The organism is Gemella haemolysans (assembly GCF_001553035.1).
Taxonomy (GTDB): domain Bacteria; phylum Bacillota; class Bacilli; order Staphylococcales; family Gemellaceae; genus Gemella; species Gemella haemolysans_B.
Genome location: NZ_KQ959980.1, coordinates 11,617 through 32,417, shown reverse-complemented (window position 1 = coordinate 32,417; position 20,801 = coordinate 11,617). Strand labels below are relative to the sequence as shown.

Sequence of the window (20,801 nt, the reverse complement as noted above, 5' to 3'; positions counted from 1 at the left end):
ATTCAATATACCTCGTTATTGGACGCTTACGAAGTAATGGAGGAAAACAAAATATCAAAACAAATTGTACCATTAGACGTTGACTATTCATCAAAAAAAGAAAGGATTTTCCATTTATCCTAAATAAAAGATACTAACCGTCGAAATTTTTACTGAAAATATTATCCTTTTATAGTAAGGTGATGAGAGGTTATTATTTCAATTAATATACCGTCGTTATGAAAAGAAGAGCATAATAGCCACCTCTAATATTCCTTTTTCTGAATGGGCTATATTATTTAGTGATGAAAAAGTTGCTTCAGCTATACTTAATAGACTGCTTCATCAAGCCCGTGTAGTACCTATTATAGGTAATTCTTATCGACTAAAAGATCATGTTAGTTTTGAATAATTGTACATTTTTATTTTGACATTTACATCTTTGTCTGATTTGAAGATGATTTTTCCTGATATTTAAACTTGTCATATAGCCTGGGAAATATTTTAAATAAGGTAGTCTAAAATGATTAAATAGAATATTTAAATTTTGGTATTTATCTAGCGTTGTTTTAATAGAAAGAAAAAACTGACAGTCAATATCAGGTTGACATCAGTAGAAAAGATGTTTATATATTTTTAGATATTCACATAGAGAGTATAGATACTATATTAACATTCTAATAAAAATTTTTCACAAACTCCCTTAATACGTTTGTGGATTCTATATGCTGTTGCCAGGGAAATATTTAATGCCTTGGCTGTTTGTTTTATATTTAGTGTCTTAACAAATTCACAGAAGAATTCGAATTCTTGTTGTTCTAAAGTTTTTTGAACATATTCGAATAATTGTATATACAGATATTCGTAACTATTGTCTGTTGCATCAGAAATATTATTATCAAAAATATCCAAAGGTATACTTTTATCTTTATTTCTGTAACGTATTTCATCGATTAATTTTCTTTTAATAGTAGTAAAGGCGAATCGATCGAAATCTTGTTCGCTTATTTTACCTTCATTTAGAATTAGAAAACTTATCAGCAATCCTTCTAAACCATAATTATAAAATTCATGATGAAGTTTTGCTGGGATATGAACTTTGTAAAGAGCTTTTATAATCAGTTGTTTCTTTTGATTTAATATTTCGTAAAACCTCTCAGTATCTTTGTCATTTAGGTATAGTTGTCTTTTCATAATTTGCCTCCATTTACTTTAACTCTCTATGCGAATATCTTAATAAAGACAAAGTCGAATATTCATGAATCAATATTAATGACAATTGAGATAATAACTAGAACTCCCCCTTACAAAAATTAATCCCTCATAATATATAGTGAAATTATCGCTACTTTGTAACAACTTATATACAAAAGTTCACGAAAATGTCACATTTTACTGTTTTGACAATCTATTTGTTAGGATTTTATTTAATTTTATATTTTTCCAATAAACTAGCCAGATGCTTAAATAGCTTGTCACGATGGCGACCAACAGTCATAGGATTACTATGCATTTTCTCAGCAACACTACGTAATGACTCGTCGCACACATATAAATTATAGATTAGAAGTTGATCCTCTACTGGCAAAGTAGCTAATGCATTGTACAACGTACTATTCATATCATTTTTAATTGCTATTTCATCAGGTAACGAACGAGTATCTTTAATCAGATTTTCTCCAACGCTATCTTCCCTATCGAAAGCATGATAATGAATAAGTTGATGTTTTTCATCTCTCTTTTCAGCATATCTCTCCTTATAACGAGAACTGCGTATAGCTAAAAATACTTCATCAGTAACTTCAATCGTAACATTATTTTTTAATTTAAAATCTCTCATAATTTTATCTCCTTTATTAAAAAAATGTAAGGGGGACTAAAGAGGGATTATTGATTATAACAATTTATCTAAAATATGTAAATATTAAAGGTAAATTATAATAAGGAGATGTTGAATAAACAAGGATGACTCAAAAGTTCTAAAATTTAACAAAGTTTATATAAAAACACATAGACGCAGTGGTTTATTGATATCTAAATGCGCTTTAGAAAAGCTTTTTAGATATCTAATAAACTGTGCGGGGGTGACTCAAAAATCGTGATTTTGATATGTGATATGTACCCCTCTTACTGGACAAACCAGCAGTTCAAAAATCTGCAGTAGTTTCACAAAAATCAGCAGCTGTTCAACACAAAGCTCACCCAACAAAAAAAGCACCAGCAAATGCTAAACATCGTGCAAGATAATATAATATCTTTAAAAACTTCGAATTAATTTTCGGAGTTTTTTTATTAGTAAGAGTGCTAAGTGAAATATTCGAGTGCTAAATTCAGAAAGTCAAAAACCTGCTGCTTATAAATTTATAAGTTTAGAAAAATCTGGGATTAGACTGTATTTTACGAAAGAAGAAAATGTTCGATATTACTTTTCTAGAGTAAAGAAATTAGGTAAATACCAAGAGTGAGTTTTCAATAAAGATATTAATCAAGAAAATTATATTAATTGTTACATGTTATTATTAATTTATGATATAATTTAGTCAATATATTAAAGAAGGAGAATATTATGAAACCATTTAGCAGAAGAATAGAAAAAATCTTAGCGTGGATCGCGAATGTTATTATGATACTTGTAACAGGTCTACTATCTCTTGGAGCGTTTTCTAGTCAGTTAGCAACGGCATTTAAACAACAAGAATTTGAACCTATCCTTAATAACTTATTACAAGATCCTGGAGTAGCATCATTGTTAAAAAGCTCAGGTGTAGACATCGTATCATTACTTGTATTATTGGTGAAAGTTTACACAGTAGTTGCGATTGTAGCCTTAGTATTAGCGATAATTGCGTCATTTACTATGAGAGCGAGAATCGTATCAGGAATCTTATTCCTACTTTCAGCGATAGTTATCGGAGTAATGACAGTCGGGATACTACTTCCTGTATACTTACTATACTTCATCGTGGCAGTTATGTTATTTGTGAGAAGACCGCCGAAAAATACTGGTAACGAAGATTTCACACAAACAACTTTTGACAAACCAGAGATTGACAGATTAGAGTACATGTAAAAGAGTATTGTTTAGTATTATTTGAGAATTTTATAAACTATTTTATCTAAAGAGCATCATCGAGGATTAAGATCAACTTCAGATTGCCAACGATAGAATAGTTTTTTTATTTTGAAATTATGTCTAATAGGAAAATGTTTTTAAATCCTCTGTTTATTCTAAAGTGAAATTTAATATTAAGATCTTCTAAATATAAAAAATAATTTTGTATAACTAAACTTTACTAATAAATTGTAATGATAGAAATAGTCTATAAAAAACTAAAAAATTCTATTGTTTTAAAAGGTTTTAAATAGATAAATCTTTGATAATTAATGCATTTTATAGTATAATTATTAAGATAAAGTATTTTCTGTATAGGAACGGAATATGATTGAAATAATAGTTAATTCTAGAAGTAAGAAAAGTCTTAATGAACTTAATAAAATAGAACGAGTTTTACAAGGAAAGAAGTTGCCTTACAGGGTGCTAAGAACCTCTAAAAAGACCAATGCAAAAGACCTTATGAATGAGATTCACGGGGCAGAGTTGATAGTAATCGGAGGCGATGGAACTATTAACGAAGTGATAAATAATTACCATGGGAAAGAAATTATTTATCTTGCATATGGTTCGGGTAATGATCTTGCGAGGTCTATAGAGTTCAAGAAGGATATTGAAATAAGTCGATTATTAGAATCGAAAAGATTTATTGAATATGATGTAGGTGTTGTTAACGATAGGAAGTTCTGTTCGGGATTTGATATCGGTTTTAATGCTGACATCATAAAAAGAGTTAATGGCTCGAAGTTAAAGAAATATTTAGGTAAGTATATTTATCTTCTTCAAGGAGTAATAGGTATTTTAATGCTGAAAAAGTATAAAGCGAAAATTTCATGGGATAGTGGAGAAATCACGACCGACAAGCTGTATTTGCTTAATGCGATGATTCAACCTTATGAAGGTGGAGGGATAAAATTCGCCCCGAATGCTACAGGTCAAGATGGGAAACTTCACATAATGATCATGGAAAATATGTCTTTAGTAACTTTCGTATACAATTATTTATGTCTACTTCTAAAAAAACATAATAAAATGAGGAAAGTTAAACAAATAACGACGGATAGATTAGCTATAAAAACAAATCAGAGATACTTTCAAATTGATGGAGAATTAATAAATAATACAGAACAGTTAAATGTTGGTTGTATTAGTAAATTTTATAAATTGAAGAGGATGGAGAAAAATGAGAAGAGATTCAAGTAGCCGAAACTCTAGATTTGAATCGGGTATAGGAGCTTTTGAAATTGTCAATGGAATATTGACAGTTTTACTGATTGTACTCGGAGGTCTAGTCAGCTGGACGATGTTGAAGTATGATTTTCTAGATTTTAGAGGAATCAACTACGGAATAATCGGAGTAATAATCTTAGCGATAATACTTGCAATATTCCTCGTGATTAAGAAAAAAGCGAGAATATTTAATGCGATAATGTTGATCGTTATGAATATTACCTTGATATTTTCTTACATGCAGTTTAGAACAGCGATTGGCTTATTCGACAACTTAAACAGTAATGCAGCAGTTAGTGAGTACACTATGAGCGTTGTTGTTATGAAAAACGATCCAGCTGAAAAACTTGCAGACCTAAAAGGAGAGGCAGTAGCGGCTCCAGTATCTGCAGATGGTGAAAATATTAATAAGCTGATGAAAGAGATCCGCGATAAAGAAAAACAAAGTCTAAATCTTACAGAATCTAGAAACTACATCTCAGCTTATGAGGAATTAGCCGCAGGAACTAGTAAAGCGATGATTCTTAACAGTTCATTCGAAGATCTTATTACTAGTCAACACGCAGATTTTAAAGATAAAACGAAAAAAATCTATGAATACAAAATAACAAAATCAGTAAATGCGAAAGCAAAACAAAATGCTGGTGATACTTTTAACATCTACATAAGTGGTATCGATACATATGGACCTATATCTAGTGTCAGCCGTTCAGATGTTAATATTATTATGACAATCAACAAAAAAACTGGAAAAATCTTATTAACGACAACACCACGTGACTCTTATGTAAAAATCGCCGATGGTGGAAATAATCAATATGATAAACTTACACACGCAGGTCTATATGGAGTAGATTCTTCAATCCATACGCTAGAAAATTTATATGGTATTAAAATAGATTACTACGCTAGACTTAACTTTACATCATTCCTAAAATTAATTGATACAGTTGGTGGGGTAGATGTGTATAATGATCAGGCGTTTACATCACTTCATGGTAAGTATAGTTTTACACCAGGATTGGTTCATCTAAATGCTGATAAAGCTTTAGGGTTTGTTCGTGAAAGATATGGTCTTAATGGTGGAGATAATGACCGTGGTAAAAATCAGGAAAAAGTTATAACTGCGATAATAAAAAAAATAACTTCAAAAGAAGGTTTATCAAATTACCAAAGTGTTATTAAAGAATTAAGTGAATCAATTCAGACAAATATGCCGATAGAGACAGCTATGGGACTTGCGAATGAACAACTTGGCGCAGGTAAAGATTATAATGTGGCCTCTCAAGCCTTAACAGGGACAGGAAGAATGGGCTTACCTTCATATGCAATGCCTGGAGCGAACTTATATATGACACAAATCGATGAACAAAGTTTATCAGAAGTTACAAATAATATTAAAGAAGTATTGGAAGGTAAGTAGATGAGAGAAGGAATTAGGATGATAGATATACATTCCCATGTAATCTTCGGAGTAGATGATGGTGCAAAAAGCGAAAAAGATACTCGTGATTTACTAGAAGAAAGTTATAAACAGGGTGTTAGAACGATTATCGCAACACCTCATAGAAGACGAGGAATGTTTGAGACAGATATAGAGATAATAAAAGAGAATTTCAAACGTGTAGAAGAAATTGCCGCTGAAGTAGCTAGCGACCTAAGAGTTTACCTAGGTAGCGAAATTTACTATAAAGAAGGAGAAATTGCTAAGATAGAAAGTGGAGCATACCCAAGATTAGCAGAAACAGACTATGTACTTGTAGAATTCCCTTATGAAATGCGTTATAAAGAAATTCACAGAGCATTAAACAAGGTTATATTACTTGGACTAACTCCGGTAGTAGCGCACGTTGAACGATATAACGATGTAGATGAAAAAGGTGTTCAAGAGTTAATTAACATGGGTGCTTATATTCAAGTTAATGCAGCTAGTGTTCTAAAACCGAAACTTATCGGTGACAAACACAAACATTACAAGAAGCGTGCTAAAAAATACTTAGACGCAGAGTTAGTTCACTTTATCGCAAGTGATATGCACAATATTGATTCTCGAAGAACATATATGAGAGAAGCATATAATATTATCGAGGAAAAATATGGACCTACAATAGCTTATGAACTATTTGAAAAAAATCAAGAAAAACTATTAATGAATAAAATAATTTAATTGAGAGGAAAAATATAAAATGAATAATCAAGAAAAAGATTTAATACAGTTAGATATTATGCTACTGATAAGAAGTATTTGGGAGAAGAAAATATTGATTTTGCTAGTGACAGTTCTGTTTACTGCAGTATCACTTGCTTATAGTATATTCTTGGTAACACCACAATATTCATCTACTACAAAAGTATATGTGGTTAATCAAAAGAAAGATGAAAAAGCAATCACAACACAAGATGTTCAGTTAGGATCATTATTAATAAAAGACTATAAAGAAATTATTCTTTCAAACAAGGTTATGGAAGATTCGGCAGAAAAGAGTAGTTTAGGGATAACAGCGAAACAATTGGCAGGGAAAGTTAGCGTAGATGCTCCAAAAGATACTCGTATTATTTCTATCACTGTTCGAGACAAAGATCCACAAGTAGCTAGTCAATTAGCTAATACTGTAAAAGAGGTATCGGCAGATCAAATTAAAGAAGTAACAAAAATTGATGATGTAACAACACTGGAAGAAGCAAAAGCAGCAACGTCTCCAAGTTCACCGAATATTCCTAAAAATGCAATTTTAGCGACAGCATTAGGATTCATTATAGCTGTAGCTGGAGTGGTATTATTTGAATTATTAGATGATAGAATTAAAAGAGCAGAAGATATTGAAGATGGTATGGGACTGGTACTTTTAGGAGTAGTTCCAGATACAAAAACAGGAAAGAGATAGGATAAGAAAACATGGCACAAATTAATTTATTAACAAATAAAAATATAGTGGATCCTAAAAATGAAGAGTATTATAATGCCTTACGTACGAATATACAGTTTTTAGGAAAAGATAAGAAGGTAATTGTTATAACATCAACTTCTGAAAATGAAGGGAAAAGTACAGTATCAATTAACTTAGCTATCTCATTAGCTAAGTTAGGATTGAAAACTATTTTAGTAGATGCAGATACGCGTAAGTCTGTTATGGCAGGGCGCTTCAAATTTAAAAATAAAATTAGCGGATTAACTAATTATCTATCTGGAGTATCTCCAATCGAGGATGTTATTTATGAGACAGATATTCAACATTTAAATGTTATTCCAGCAGGGCAAGTACCACCAAATCCAACAGGATTACTACAAAATAAAAACTTCAATATTATGGTTGAGGTATTTAGAGAGTATTATGATTATGTAATTATTGATACACCACCTGTTGGGCAAGTTATTGATGCTGCTATCGTAGCTCCTAAGGCAGATGGAGTGGTAATGGTAGTTGAAGCTAATCGTGTTAAGAAAAAAGTTGTAGAAAAAGCTAAAGAACAACTAGAAAAAGGTGGAGCGGAGTTCTTAGGTGTAATCCTAAACAAAGTTAACTCAAATGAACTTGGTTACGGTGGTTACTATGGGCACTATGGTGGTTATGGAAACTATGGAGCAAATAAAAAAACAGATAAAAAATAAAGTCTAAGTTAAGAGGAGAACAAGATGTATTATATTAGAAGAAATAATAAGTTTTTGTTCTTAGTGACTGATTTAATGGCCTTATCTTTAGCTTATATTCTTAGTTTTGATTTTCAAGAAAAGTCAAAAGATAATTTATATTTCTTTATTGTTATGAATGTTATTGGTATCCTAGTGGCATTAATGTCAGAAGAGTACTGGACAATATCAGAACGTGGATATCTAAAAGAATTTAAGTCAACATCTATATATGTATTGAAGATTGTTTCATTATTTACATTATTTTTGGTAATATTTAACCGTAAAGATTTCTTTAATATAGTGGAAAGTTTAGAATTGATTATTTACTTGGTCTTAGCATTTGCTTTTATCTATTGTGTAAGAACTGTTTCTAAAAAAATAAATAATCGATATCGAGATGATAGTCGTAATATTATAATTTTATCTGACTTTTCTGATTTAGATACTATAGGAGAACTTCCAGATAATTATGAGGTGTTGGCATACGCTAACACTTCAAAAGATGATTTTTATAATGATAAGCCTGTAGTTCATAATATAAGTGAAATTAGAGATTTCTTGTCTCATCATAGAGTTGATGAGATATATGCCAATTTATCATCACAGACTAGTCTGGTAGAAATCTTTAAGATCTTCGAAATACTAGGTATTCCGACAAAAATCAATATTACGCCAATTATAAAAGAGGTTGGAGCGAATACAGTGGTTACCTTCCAAGGTGATAATATTTATCTGACATCAGCTATAAAAATAGCGACACTACGTCAGGTAATATTAAAAAGGATAATGGACATAGCAATTTCAATAGTGGGAATATTGTTGACAATTCTTGTTGGTTTAATAATATTACCGATAGTGAAAAAACAGGCGCCAGGACCACTTATATTCACTCAAACGAGAATAGGTCAAAATGGTAATAAGTTTAAAATATACAAATTTAGAAGTATGTATATGGATGCTGAGGAAAGGAAAGCAAAATTACTTAATCAAAATGAGCTAGAGACGACTCTAATGTTTAAAATGGACAATGATCCTAGGGTTTTCCCATTTGGTCAGAAATTAAGGGATTGGTCGTTGGACGAGCTTCCACAATTTATTAATGTTCTTAAGGGGGATATGAGCGTGGTAGGAACACGTCCTCCAACAGTTGATGAATATATGCAGTATGACCTTCATCACTTCAAACGTATGCAGGTAAAACCTGGTATTACTGGAATGTGGCAGGTTAGTGGAAGAAGTAACATACTTGATTTTGAAGAAGTAGTTAAACTAGATATGAAATATATCGAAAATTGGTCGCTAAGACAGGACATAAAAATTATACTTAAAACTATAATGGTTGTCTTAAAAAGAGAGGGAAGTAAGTAATTAAGAGAAAAGTAAAAGTAGGGAGTGGCTATATAAGTGTATATACAACCACTCTTTATTGAAATAAAAAAAGACTGTGTTTCGTCGCCAAACTAAAACACAGACTAATATAAGTGAATATGGATATATTAACATAAAAATTGATAAAATGGAAGAGAAAAGAATCATGGATATAAAAAATAAAGTTAGATTAGTACAAGAGAAAGAAATTGAATTATTGAAAATATTTTCTGAGATATGTGAACAGCACAATTTAACATATTATGCTCTAGGAGGCACATTATTAGGCGCAATCAGACATGGTGGTTTTATTCCTTGGGATGATGATATGGATTTAGGAATGCCTAGAGAAGACTATGATAAATTTATAGAAATATCAGGAAGTGTATTACCAAAACATGTTTTACTAAAACAACATACAGATAATTTAGGAAATACTTCAATTCGTGATACATCAACAGTTATAACTTTTGGTACTACTGATTGCAATCCATTTTTAGACATCTTTCCATTAGATGGATTTCCGGAAAAAGGGCTATCTAAGTGGACGCATGAAAAACACATTTTATTTTATCGAATGTTATCAAAACTGTCTGTTGTTCAAGAAATTTCTGATAGAGATAGGGGAGCATTCGAGAATATATTAGTAAAAGTTGCCAGAGTGACAAAAATTGATAAAATTTTGAATACAGAAAAGATTAATAAAAAATTACATAAAGTTATAAGAAAATATGATTTTTATAGCAGTCCTAGAGGTGGAAACGTACTTGGAACATATCGTGATAGAGAAATTGTTCCAATAGAGGTATTTGGAAAACCTAAAAAAATGGAATTTGAAGGTATGCAATTAAGTGTCCATAGTGAGCCTGAAAAGTATTTAGAAAATATTTATGGAGATTTTATGAGGTTACCAAAAGAAGAAGATAGAGTAGGTCACTTCGAAGCAGCTTATGGGAAATAGGAGGTTAAAATGAGTAAAGTAAATATTATGGGGATTGATATTGATTCTTTAACGAATCAAGAAACAATAGATAGAGTAGAAGAATTTATTATCAATAAAAAACCATTACACTTAATGGGTGTTAATGCTGATAAATTAAATCTATGTAAAACAGATAAAAAGTTAGAGGAAATTGTGAAAAAATCAGAGATAATAAATGCAGATGGTGCATCTGTTATTTTAGCTTCTAAATATTTAGGTAAACCTCTACCTGAAAGAGTAGCTGGAATAGATTTAATGCAGGATCTTCTGAAATTGTCATGTGAAAAAGGATATAGTGCATATTTCTTTGGGGCGAAACAAGAAGTTGTTGATAAAATGTTAGAAAATTTCAGAGAAACATATCCTAATTTAAATATAGTTGGTGCGAGAAATGGATATTTCTCAGATGAAGAGTTAAAAAATATTGAGGCGGATATTGCTGAGAAGAATCCAGATATAGTATATATTGGTATAACATCACCTAAGAAAGAATACATTGTCCAAGAGTTCTTAGATAATGGCTTAAATAGTGTATTTATGGGTGTTGGTGGAAGTTTTGATGTTCTTTCAGGTACTATTCCAAGAGCTCCAAAGTGGATGCAAAAAGCTAATTTAGAATGGTTATTTAGAGTAGCGAATGAACCAAGAAGATTATTTAAAAGATATTTTGTTGGAAATGTAACATTTATAAAAGAGATAGTAAAAGAAAAGAGAAGTCAAAATGGCTAATATACTTCATATTTCACGTACAATGGACATAGGAGGAGCCGAAAAAATTGTATATCAATTGGCTACTGATTTAAAAGAAGAATTTGAGAATGTTCATGTAGCTTCTACAGGAGGACTGTGGGAAGAAGAGTTAAATAAGAATGGAATTAAGCATCATAAAATATTAGATGTCGAATCGAAATCACCTAAAACACTTGCGACAAATTTTAATACACTGCGCAAAATTATTAAAGAAAATAAAATTGATATTATCCATACACATCATAGAATGGCAGCATTTTATGCAAGGTTATTAATGTATATATTTCCTGAGGCAAAGCACATTTATACAGCGCATAATATTTTTGATAATAAAATAAAAATGTATAAGTATTCTTTAAAAGGTGCAAAAGTAATCGCTGTGAGCATAGCAGTTAAAGAACATTTAAAAAAACAATTAGGTTTAAATGAGATTGAAATAATTTATAATGGAATAAAAATAAACAACTCAAAAGAAACGTTACCTGAAATTAAAAATTTTACAGGTGTGAAAATAGGCTATATAGGACGATTGGATTATCAAAAAGGTGTAGATTTATTAATAGAATCATTAGTACAACTAGATTATAGTAATTATAAATTATATCTAGTAGGGAAGGGAGATATGGAGAATGAATTAAAAACTTTAGTTTTTTCAAATCTTTTAAGTACTAATGTAGAATTTTTAGGATATAGAGACGATATTTCTGAATTAATAAATAGTTTTGATTTTCTAGTATTTCCTTCTAGATTCGAAGGATTTGGATTAGCTTTAGCAGAGGCGTTTCTACATGAAAAAACAGCGGTTGTGACAAATATACTAGGTTTTGGAGATTTAATAGATGATAATAATTCAGTAATAGTAGAACCAGAAAATATTGAAGATATAGCTAGGGGTATAGAATTACTGATTAATAACGAAGAGAAGAGAGAAGCCTTGGGTAAAATGGCTAGAGTTAGTACACTAGATAAGATAGAGTATAGCAGATTTTTGAAGAGATATTCACAGGAATATACAAACATGAGAAAATAATGATTATTAAGTCGTGTTGATTACTTTAAATAAAAAAGAATAAGGAGATATGTTAATGAAAAAAATAATGTTGGTTTTTGGAACAAGACCAGAAGCTATAAAAATGTGTCCGTTAGTAAATGAATTAAAAAGAAATGGGAATTTTGATGTAAAAGTATGTGTTACTGGGCAACACCGAGAAATGTTAAATCAAGTATTAGATGTTTTTAAAGTTGAACCAGATTATAATTTAGATATAATGAGAGATAATCAAACTCTATTCACTATTACAACATCAATTTTAGACAAAATTAAACCAGTATTAGAAGATGAGAAACCAGATGTAGTTCTAGTTCACGGAGATACAACAACGACATTTGCTACTGCATTAGCAGCATTTTATCTTGGTATAAAGGTTGGACATGTTGAAGCGGGATTAAGAACTTACAATATTTATAGTCCATTTCCAGAAGAATTCAATCGTCAAGCAGTATCTATAGTATCTAATTTCAATTTTGCGCCTACTGAAAAAGCAAAAGAGAATCTTTTAGTAGAGAAGAGAGATGAAAATACAATCTACGTTACAGGTAACACAGGTATAGATGCATTAAAAACTACGATTAATCCAGAATATAAACATGAATTATTTGATTGGATAGGTGATGATCGTCTGATTATGTTGACGGCCCACAGACGTGAAAATCTTGGCGAACCTATGGAAAATATGTTTAAGGCTATTAAACGTGTGTTACAAGAAAATAGTAATGTAAAAGTAATCTACCCTATCCATAAAAACCCTAAAGTTAGGGAAGTTGCTAATAGAATATTCGGTGAAGAAGATAGAGTTAAACTAATTGAACCATTAGAAGTTATAGATTTCCATAATTTCCTTAATAAGAGTTATTTAATATTAACTGATTCTGGGGGAATCCAAGAAGAAGCACCATCATTAGGAAAACCAGTACTTGTGTTAAGAGATACTACTGAAAGACCAGAAGGTGTTGCTGCGGGAACATTAAAACTTGTAGGAACAAAAGAAGAAGATATCTATAATAACTTTAAACTACTATTAGAGGATAATGAAGAGTATAAAAAAATGAGTCAGGCAAGTAATCCTTATGGAGATGGTAGAGCCAGCGAAAGAATTGCTGAAGTATTATTAAAGGAGATCTAGATTGTGGATAAAGTAGCTATTATTATTCCAGTTTATAATGCTGAGGAATTTTTAAAATATAGTGTAGAAAGTGTACTTAATCAAACATATAGTAATTTAGAAATTATCTTGGTAAACGATGGGTCTAAAGATAGTTCAGGATTATTATGTGATGAATATGCTGAAAAAGATAGTCGAGTAAAAGTTATCCATAAAGAAAACGGTGGGTTAAGTAGTGCTAGGAATACGGGAGTTAAAAATGCTAGTGCTGACTGGATAATGTTTTTAGATTCTGATGATTACTATGAAAAAATAACAGTTGACTATTTAGTAAAATTACGTGATAAATTTAATGCTGATATGACTGCAACTACAGTCGTAGAAGTAAGAAGTTATGATGTCAAGGATACTTTGCAAAGTGTTAATTTGGAAGAAGCTTCTGTACTTAATAGAGAAACAGCTTTAGAGGAAATGTTTTATGGAAATATAGTTGGGACTCATGTTGGAGGAAAGTTGTACAAAAAAGAAGTTCTAGAAAAATATCCATTTCCAGAAGGTATGCTTTATGAAGATTTAGCATGTTCCTATGAGCATATAAATATTTGCGAAAAAATAGCGATAGGGAAGCATAATTTGTATAAATATTACAGGCGTCCAGGGAGCATTGTTAATTCTAAATTTAATCCGAAGATACTTGATTTTTTCAAAGCGATGGACTGCAATTTTAATTATATAGAGAGAGATTTTCCAAATAATTCTAGTATGAGAAAAGCTGTTAATAGTCGCTATGTCTTAAACGGATTGCATGTTGTTAATGCTATGTTGAAATCAAATATGACAAAAGATTTGAAAAAACAAAGAAAAAATTTTTCTAAGTATTGGAAAGATGTTTTGAGAAATCCTAGAGTTATAGCAAAGAATAAAGTGAAATATGGTTTATTTATAATGTCACCAAAAATCTATGACATAGTAAGAACAAGATATTTAAAAGATTAATTTTAGAGAAGAAAATATAGGTAACATAGGAGGAAAAATGATATATTACATAAATGCGCTTAAAACTGATGATAATACAGCTGGTCCAAAAGCGCCGAATGATATATATAAGTTAACAAAAGAATACGATGGTAAAGAAATAATTTTCAATCCTTTCCCAGTTAATAAAGGTAGATTATATCAAAAAGCATGGTTATTATCAAAAGGGCTAATGCAGTGGATGAAGGTGTTTTCTAAGGCTGGAGAAGGTGATGTTGTTATTTATCAACATCCTACTTATGGTATTGGATTAAACGCTAAAATGATTCCTTTAATCCAAAAGAAAAAGAAGGCAAAATTTATAGCTGTTATTCACGATTTAGAATCACTTAGATTAGGAGTCTATAAAGGAGTAGGACATAATTATGAGTTAGTTAATACTGCAGATAATCAAGTGTTAAAATATTTTGATAAAATTATTTGTCATAATGATTATATGAAAAAATATCTTATAGAAAAAGGATTTGAGGAAAATAAATTAGTTTCACTAGAAATTTTTGATTACTTAACTGATGCACCGATGCATAATCAAGTAGAAGAAGGGCTAGCAATAGCGGGTAATCTTTTAAAAGATAAAAGTACTTATATTTATGAATTGTTAAAAACAAATCCTAATTATAAATTGAATCTTTTTGGTCCTAACTTTGATAAAAGTACAGAACTAGGTGATAAAATAGAGTATTTTGGAAGTTTTCCTCCAGAGTTGTTACCAGGGGAATTACGAGGTAAATTTGGTTTAGTGTGGGATGGTGAGAGTTTAGAAACTTGTAGCGGAAATACCGGGAACTATTTAAGATATAATAATCCTCATAAAACATCACTATATTTAGCATCTGGATTACCAGTAATTATATGGAAAGAAGCGGCAATGGCAAGATTCATAGAAGAAAACAAAGCTGGTATTGTTGTAAATAGCTTGTTAGAAATAGAAACTATTCTTAATAATATTTCTGAAGAAGAATATTCTCAAATCAAAGAAAATGCTAAGAAAATTGGTGATAAATTGAGAAATGGATATTATTATAAAAAGGCATTGGAAAAATGTCTTGAAGATTTTAAAGTTAATGAATAGAAGTGGTGTGGAGTTATGAATATAGTAATAAAAAGAAATTTTTTAAAAAACACATTATTTTATGTACCGTATGTAATTTATTTGCTATATAGTTTAATAAATACATCATTTTATGCTAAGTATGTTAGTAGTTATGGGAAGATATTGTTATTTATTTGTTTTCTATTGTTGATTATTAGGGAGGCTATAGATTTTAAACTGAACTATAGAGAGGGGATTTTAGTCTTTATTTTAACCCTAATTGCTGGTTATTTTTATATATATTTTGGGATTAGTCAGTCACTACTTCCGATATTTATATATTCTGCGCGAAATATGGATGTTGTTAAGATTTTTAGAATTTCATATAGAATTAGTTTGTTTATGTTATTATTTATTATCCTTAGTAGCTATATAGGTATAATTCAAAATTATATTTCGTATTCAGCTACAAGGGAGAGAGAGTATTTAGGATTTAGGTATGCATTATATCCATCTTCTATTTTCTGTAATATAATTTTCTTGAAAGTTTATTTAGAAAAAGAGAATATTTCATGGTTAGCATTAGGTGCCCTATTAATAGGAAACTATGTGTTATTCCAATATACAGATTCTAGATTAACGTTTATATTAGGACTATTATTGCTAATCGTGTCTGCAATGATGAAGAAAATTCCTCCAATAAAAAGATTGGCATTAAATAGAATGTTTATAGGTATATTCTTTTTAGCAGCTTTATTTAGCATATATTTCACTTTAAATTATAATTACTTAAGTGATTGGCAAGCAAATTTAAATGAAGAATTAGGTGGTAGATTAGCGCTTGGATATAGCACTCTGAAATTCTATGGATATGGCTTGTTTGGTAAACAACTTTCATTAGTCGGAAATGGACTAGATGAAGAGGGATTTCTTAATACAGCAACTTATGATTATGTAGATAACTTATATGTTTTAATATTATTAAAAGCAGGAATAATATTTTTGATAATATTTCTAGTAAGTATGACAATAATAATGAGAAAAATATATAGAAGAAAAGATAGTTATCTTTATATTATTTTCATTTTATTAGCGTTGCATGGAGTTATTGATGACTTAATATTATTACCGCAATACAATAGTTTTTGGTTTGTAGTAGGAGAACTATTCGTAAGAAAAAATTTTAATAGTAACACGTAACAGTACAATAATACTAAATTATAAAAAGATAATCAGAGAGGAATAAACATGTACGATTATTTAATAGTAGGAGCTGGATTGTCAGGTGCAATCTTTGCTCATGAAGCAACAAAACAAGGAAAAAAAGTAAAAGTAATAGATAAGCGTGACCACATTGGTGGAAACATCTATTGTGAGAACGTTGAAGGAATCAACGTTCACAAATATGGTGCGCATATTTTCCATACTTCTAACAAAGAAGTTTGGGATTATGTGAATCAGTTTGCTGAGTTTAACAACTACATTAACTCACCAGTAGCAAACTACAAAGGTAAATTATACAATCTACCTTTCAATATGAATACTTTCTATGGATTATGGGGAACTAAGACTCCTGCAGAAGTGAAAGCGAAAATCGCTGAACAAACAGCTCATCTGCAAGATAGTGAACCTAAAAACCTAGAAGAACAAGCTATCAAGCTTATTGGTACTGATGTATATGAAACTTTAATTAAAGGTTATACAGAAAAACAATGGGGACGTAGTGCAACTGAACTACCACCATTTATTATTAAACGTCTTCCAGTACGATTCACATTTGATAACAACTACTTCAATGATAGATATCAAGGTATTCCAATCGGTGGGTACAATGTTATTATTGAAAACATGCTGAAAGGTATTGAAGTAGAGCTTAATGTAGACTTCTTTGAAAACCGTGAAGAGTTAGAAGCAAGTGCGAAAAAAGTGGTATTCACAGGAATGATTGATCAATACTTCGATTACAAACACGGAGAATTAGAATATAGAAGTCTTCGTTTTGAACACGAAGTACTAGATGAAGAGAACTACCAAGGTAATGCTGTAGTGAACTACACAGAACGCGAAGTTCCTTACACACGTATTATTGAGCACAAACACTTCGAAAAAGGTACTCAAGAAAAAACAGTTATTACACGTGAATACTCAGTAGATTGGAAACGTGGGGATGAACCATACTATCCAATTAACGATGCTAAAAATAATGAAATGTATCAAAAATATTTAGAAGAAGCAAAAGGTAAAGATGTTATCTTCTGTGGTCGTCTTGCAGACTATAAGTATTATGATATGCACATAGTAATCGAAAGAGCTCTTAATGTAGTAAGAGAGGAATTAAATAAATAATATAAAAACTGCAATACTTGAAGTTAAACAAGTATTGCAGTTTCTTTTGAGTACACAATTATATATTATTTTTAAAAAATTTATAAAACTCAATGAAATTTATGATGTTTATTTTAGGATAATCTATTTATTTATGGATGAAGGAATATCTATCAACTATTTCCTTGTTATGCTGTCTTCATTGATGATAAATTCATAGCTATAAACGTCTTTATTAGGGTATATAATTATTAGTTTTCTAATATTAGGAATATCTTTAACTTTTGTTAAAAGTATGTGTATGTCTTTAGGAATTCCTCTTATATTTGTTATGAATACTTCTGGATCAACTTGATCAATTTCGTTATATCCGATTACGATTTTATCTATAACTTTAGGTTCAACGTTCTTGTTTATCCCAAAAGTAAGTATACTGTACATTAATTCAGCTATGTTTTCATTACTATATTGTTTAGAATGATTTGAAATGCTCTCTAATAGTTTAGAAAATATATATATAAAGAGTATGGTTAAGAATTCTAAGATAATTAAGACTAATAATCCTATAGCCAACGGCTCATAGAGTTTATTAAGCCTAGTATATTCTAGAATTTTCTCTTTATATGTTTGATTAGTAATTAATATCTTACAAAAACTGTATGTAGATATAAACAATAATCCTATAAAAAGATTTAAAACTAGTTTATTTCTTTTTATCTTGTCATCATTCTCTAAAGTGACAATTTCTTTTGGATAATAATTGTCTAGTTTAATAAATTTTTCTATATTTTCTATTATAGCGAACAATAAACCGAATAAAAATATAACCGGTGCTATAGAAAAATCTGTAAAAAAGAGTAGTCCTAATAAAAAGCTTAGTGTAATTGTGATTATAATTGTTAATATATGAATCAAAACTTGTTCTTTATAGAACCAAAGAAAAAATGCAGTCAAAATGCCAATAAAAATACCAATAAAAAAAATTATTGTATCAATCATATAGTCTTGAAATTTATCATAGTTATCAAAATAAAAAATTAAATTGATGACAAATACTGTGATTATGATGAATTTTAAATATTTTTTTATTAGAGATAAAAATGTTTCATATAAATTTTTAATGAAATCCTTTGATGATACAGGTAAATTTTTAATGAAATCCTTTGGTGATACAAGTAAATTTTTAATGAAATCCTTTGATGACACAAGAACAAGATTTATAAAATTTACAATAGTAAGAACTATAGCAGAAATAATTAATGTAAAAAACCTTATATAATGACTATTTTTTATATTTTTACAAATCTGATATAAGTTTTTAAGTAAATAGATCACCCCTATTGTGATTATTACTACAATATATAAATAACCATATATATTAGGGTTTCCTTTTTGATATAACATTATTGCTAATAAAATGAAAAAAACAGATAATAGACTATATATAATAGCTTTTAACTTTTGAATCATGTACTCTTTATACCTCCCATTTGAAAACAGTCTTAAATGCAGTATTTAAATCAGTCATAAACACCCTATGAATGTCTTTAATATTTCTCACAGGTTGTTCAAGTTCAATAATATTCTTGAATCTTCTTTCGAATTTTTTGTCGCTAAGCATCTCAATAGCTTTCTCGAAGTCGATTCTACCTGAACGTGATGAGCCTATTAGTGTTAATCCTTTTTCTAGGATATCACGTGTATTGATATTTACCTTGTATTCACTAACTCCCATAAGTACTAGGCTCCCTTGTGGTTTGATGTATTGGATTAAGTCATTTATCGCATATCCACTACCATCTCCACCACAGCATTCTACACCGTGGTCGAAAGTTAAGTCTTCAGGAATATCATCAGTAATGTATCTTTCTTTAGCGAAACTGAATAGTTCTAATTTTTCCCAGTGGCGACCTATTACGATTATCTCACACTCTGGAAGAGTGTAGTTTATTATGTTCGCCATAACATAAGCTAGGCTTCCATCACCGATTATCGCTATTCTATCTTTTCTACTATGTGAGTTTTTTAAGAATCTATCCATTGCGTGCATACCGACACTTATGAACTCTGTAATAGCCGCAACAGAGTCTTCCACACCATTATAAGCTACCACTCTATCTTTAGGTAAAGCTACGAACTCTCTCATAAATCCATCGAAGCCACTTGATAGGAAGTGTGTTTCTGGCATGTAGTTTTCATAGAATTCTTCGTCACTTTGTCTTGGTGGTTGGTTAGGTATCATTACTACCTTTTGTCCTACTTTATATGTACCTGTAGGGTCTACGATTACTATCCCTGCACATTCGTGAATAAGTGCCATAGGTAGTTTTTTAGCTAGTACCTTAGGATCTCTTTTCCCTTGGTAGTATCTTTGGTCTGCGTGACATAGTGCCATATAGTTTGGACGGATGATGATTTTATCACCATCATTTATGTTTTCTTCGTTGTATTTTATATTAATAAATTTCGGTTTAATTAATTGATATATTTGATTTATCATATTATTCGTCCTCTAGCATACTCTTAGCTATCTTAAGGTCAGTTACTGTAGTTATTTTGATATTTGAGTATTCTCCCTTAGCTAGTGCTACTTTTTTCCCTTTTATAACGAATATCTTACATGCGTCTGTAAGTATTTGTTTTTCTTCTTCATCTAATGAGTTATATAAGTTTAAGAAATCTAAACATTTGAAACTTTGTGGTGTTTGACCTTGGTAATAGTGAGCCCTGTTTGGAATGTTTGAAATATATTCTCCGTTAGTACTTTCTACGATTGTGTCTACAGCTTCTACTACTGTGTCTACTGCATCACTTTCTTTAGCTAGACGTATGTTGTCTTTAATAATTCTAAGTGTAATAAATGGTCGAACTGAATCATGAGTAACGATAATATCGTCATCAGTTAAAGGTTTATATTCATTAATTCTGTTTATGATATTTTCAATCGTTGTATTTCTATCAACACCACCAGATGTAATAATGATTCTATCAGCAAACGCTGAAACATATTGTTCCACTAAGTCTTCAGCATGAGATACCCAATCTTCATGAACACCGACTACAATCTTTTCGATTTCAGGCTCTAATAAAAACTTCTCAATTGTGTGAATAAGTATTGGTTTTTTACCTAATTCTAGGAATTGTTTTGGCATATTACTTATCCCCATTCTAGTTCCTGTTCCACCAGCTAATAT

The 20,801-nt window shown here is 30.2% G+C and carries 20 protein-coding genes and 1 pseudogene; 16 read left to right on the top strand and 5 right to left on the bottom strand.

The window, feature by feature from the left end; genetic code table 11:
• Positions 1-196: 196 nt before the first annotated feature.
• Positions 197-391 (top strand): annotated as a pseudogene (locus HMPREF3186_RS08935) (ATP-binding protein); the annotation flags it as partial.
• Between the two features lie 257 nt (positions 392-648).
• Here HMPREF3186_RS08935 and HMPREF3186_RS06740 read toward each other — a convergent pair.
• Both HMPREF3186_RS06740 and HMPREF3186_RS06735 read right to left on the bottom strand, forming a co-directional pair.
• Positions 649-1,173, bottom strand: coding sequence for a sigma-70 RNA polymerase sigma factor region 4 domain-containing protein (locus HMPREF3186_RS06740; protein ID WP_060914500.1), 525 nt, complete (start codon positions 1,171-1,173; stop codon positions 649-651).
• 229 nt (positions 1,174-1,402) lie between these two features.
• Complete coding sequence (locus HMPREF3186_RS06735) at positions 1,403-1,819, bottom strand: sigma-70 RNA polymerase sigma factor region 4 domain-containing protein (protein WP_060914499.1); 417 nt, start codon at positions 1,817-1,819, stop codon at positions 1,403-1,405.
• Between the two features lie 726 nt (positions 1,820-2,545).
• Between HMPREF3186_RS06735 and HMPREF3186_RS06730 the strand changes: the two genes are divergently transcribed.
• From HMPREF3186_RS06730 to glf, 15 genes are all read left to right on the top strand, one after another.
• A complete protein-coding gene (locus HMPREF3186_RS06730) occupies positions 2,546-3,049 on the top strand; it encodes a DUF4064 domain-containing protein (protein ID WP_060914498.1) in 504 nt (167 codons plus the stop codon).
• Between the two features lie 369 nt (positions 3,050-3,418).
• Entirely contained in the window at positions 3,419-4,294 is an 876-nt protein-coding gene (locus HMPREF3186_RS06725; RefSeq protein WP_060914497.1) for a diacylglycerol/lipid kinase family protein, read from the top strand.
• On the top strand, positions 4,275-5,744 hold the full coding sequence (locus HMPREF3186_RS06720) for an LCP family glycopolymer transferase CpsA (RefSeq protein WP_060914496.1): 1,470 nt from the start codon (positions 4,275-4,277) through the stop codon (positions 5,742-5,744). Before HMPREF3186_RS06725 ends, HMPREF3186_RS06720 begins: the two co-directional genes overlap by 20 nt.
• Positions 5,745-6,488 (top strand): CpsB/CapC family capsule biosynthesis tyrosine phosphatase, encoded by a 744-nt coding sequence (locus tag HMPREF3186_RS06715; protein ID WP_156438986.1) that lies wholly within the window; start codon positions 5,745-5,747, stop codon positions 6,486-6,488.
• Positions 6,489-6,507: 19 nt separating this feature from the next.
• Positions 6,508-7,206: a YveK family protein gene (locus tag HMPREF3186_RS06710; protein WP_060914495.1), complete on the top strand. Its 699-nt coding sequence runs from the start codon at positions 6,508-6,510 to the stop codon at positions 7,204-7,206.
• 11 nt (positions 7,207-7,217) lie between these two features.
• A complete protein-coding gene (locus tag HMPREF3186_RS06705; RefSeq protein WP_060914494.1) occupies positions 7,218-7,931 on the top strand; it encodes a polysaccharide biosynthesis tyrosine autokinase in 714 nt (237 codons plus the stop codon).
• A 24-nt stretch (positions 7,932-7,955) separates the two neighbouring features.
• The gene (locus HMPREF3186_RS06700; protein WP_060914493.1) at positions 7,956-9,320 is read left to right on the top strand and encodes a sugar transferase; all 1,365 of its coding nucleotides are present in this window, start codon (positions 7,956-7,958) and stop codon (positions 9,318-9,320) included.
• A gap of 166 nt (positions 9,321-9,486) precedes the next feature.
• Positions 9,487-10,281, top strand: coding sequence for a LicD family protein (locus tag HMPREF3186_RS06695; protein WP_060914492.1), 795 nt, complete (start codon positions 9,487-9,489; stop codon positions 10,279-10,281).
• Positions 10,282-10,290: 9 nt separating this feature from the next.
• A complete protein-coding gene (locus tag HMPREF3186_RS06690) occupies positions 10,291-11,031 on the top strand; it encodes a WecB/TagA/CpsF family glycosyltransferase (protein ID WP_060914491.1) in 741 nt (246 codons plus the stop codon).
• Positions 11,024-12,082, top strand: a complete 1,059-nt coding sequence (locus HMPREF3186_RS06685) for a glycosyltransferase family 4 protein (RefSeq protein ID WP_060914490.1) — start codon at positions 11,024-11,026, stop codon at positions 12,080-12,082. Before HMPREF3186_RS06690 ends, HMPREF3186_RS06685 begins: the two co-directional genes overlap by 8 nt.
• A 55-nt stretch (positions 12,083-12,137) precedes the next feature.
• A complete protein-coding gene (gene wecB, locus HMPREF3186_RS06680) occupies positions 12,138-13,235 on the top strand; it encodes a non-hydrolyzing UDP-N-acetylglucosamine 2-epimerase (RefSeq protein WP_060914489.1) in 1,098 nt (365 codons plus the stop codon).
• A gap of 3 nt (positions 13,236-13,238) precedes the next feature.
• Entirely contained in the window at positions 13,239-14,210 is a 972-nt protein-coding gene (locus HMPREF3186_RS06675) for a glycosyltransferase family 2 protein (protein ID WP_060914488.1), read from the top strand.
• A gap of 37 nt (positions 14,211-14,247) precedes the next feature.
• Positions 14,248-15,321, top strand: coding sequence for a glycosyltransferase (locus HMPREF3186_RS06670; protein ID WP_060914487.1), 1,074 nt, complete (start codon positions 14,248-14,250; stop codon positions 15,319-15,321).
• A gap of 363 nt (positions 15,322-15,684) precedes the next feature.
• The gene (locus HMPREF3186_RS06665) at positions 15,685-16,482 is read left to right on the top strand and encodes a hypothetical protein (RefSeq protein ID WP_156438985.1); all 798 of its coding nucleotides are present in this window, start codon (positions 15,685-15,687) and stop codon (positions 16,480-16,482) included.
• Positions 16,483-16,530: 48 nt separating this feature from the next.
• A complete protein-coding gene (glf, locus tag HMPREF3186_RS06660) occupies positions 16,531-17,628 on the top strand; it encodes a UDP-galactopyranose mutase (protein ID WP_060914485.1) in 1,098 nt (365 codons plus the stop codon).
• Positions 17,629-17,784: 156 nt separating this feature from the next.
• On the opposite strand, the gene HMPREF3186_RS06655 is transcribed toward glf, so the two are convergent.
• The 3 genes from HMPREF3186_RS06655 to HMPREF3186_RS06645 all read right to left on the bottom strand — a co-directional run.
• Positions 17,785-19,077: a hypothetical protein gene (locus HMPREF3186_RS06655; protein WP_060914484.1), complete on the bottom strand. Its 1,293-nt coding sequence runs from the start codon at positions 19,075-19,077 to the stop codon at positions 17,785-17,787.
• 7 nt (positions 19,078-19,084) lie between these two features.
• Positions 19,085-20,107, bottom strand: a complete 1,023-nt coding sequence (locus HMPREF3186_RS06650; RefSeq protein WP_060914483.1) for a ribitol-5-phosphate dehydrogenase — start codon at positions 20,105-20,107, stop codon at positions 19,085-19,087.
• Position 20,108: 1 nt separating this feature from the next.
• Positions 20,109-20,801, bottom strand: a 693-nt coding sequence (locus tag HMPREF3186_RS06645) for an IspD/TarI family cytidylyltransferase (RefSeq protein WP_231724180.1), incomplete at its 5' end; no start/stop codon positions are given.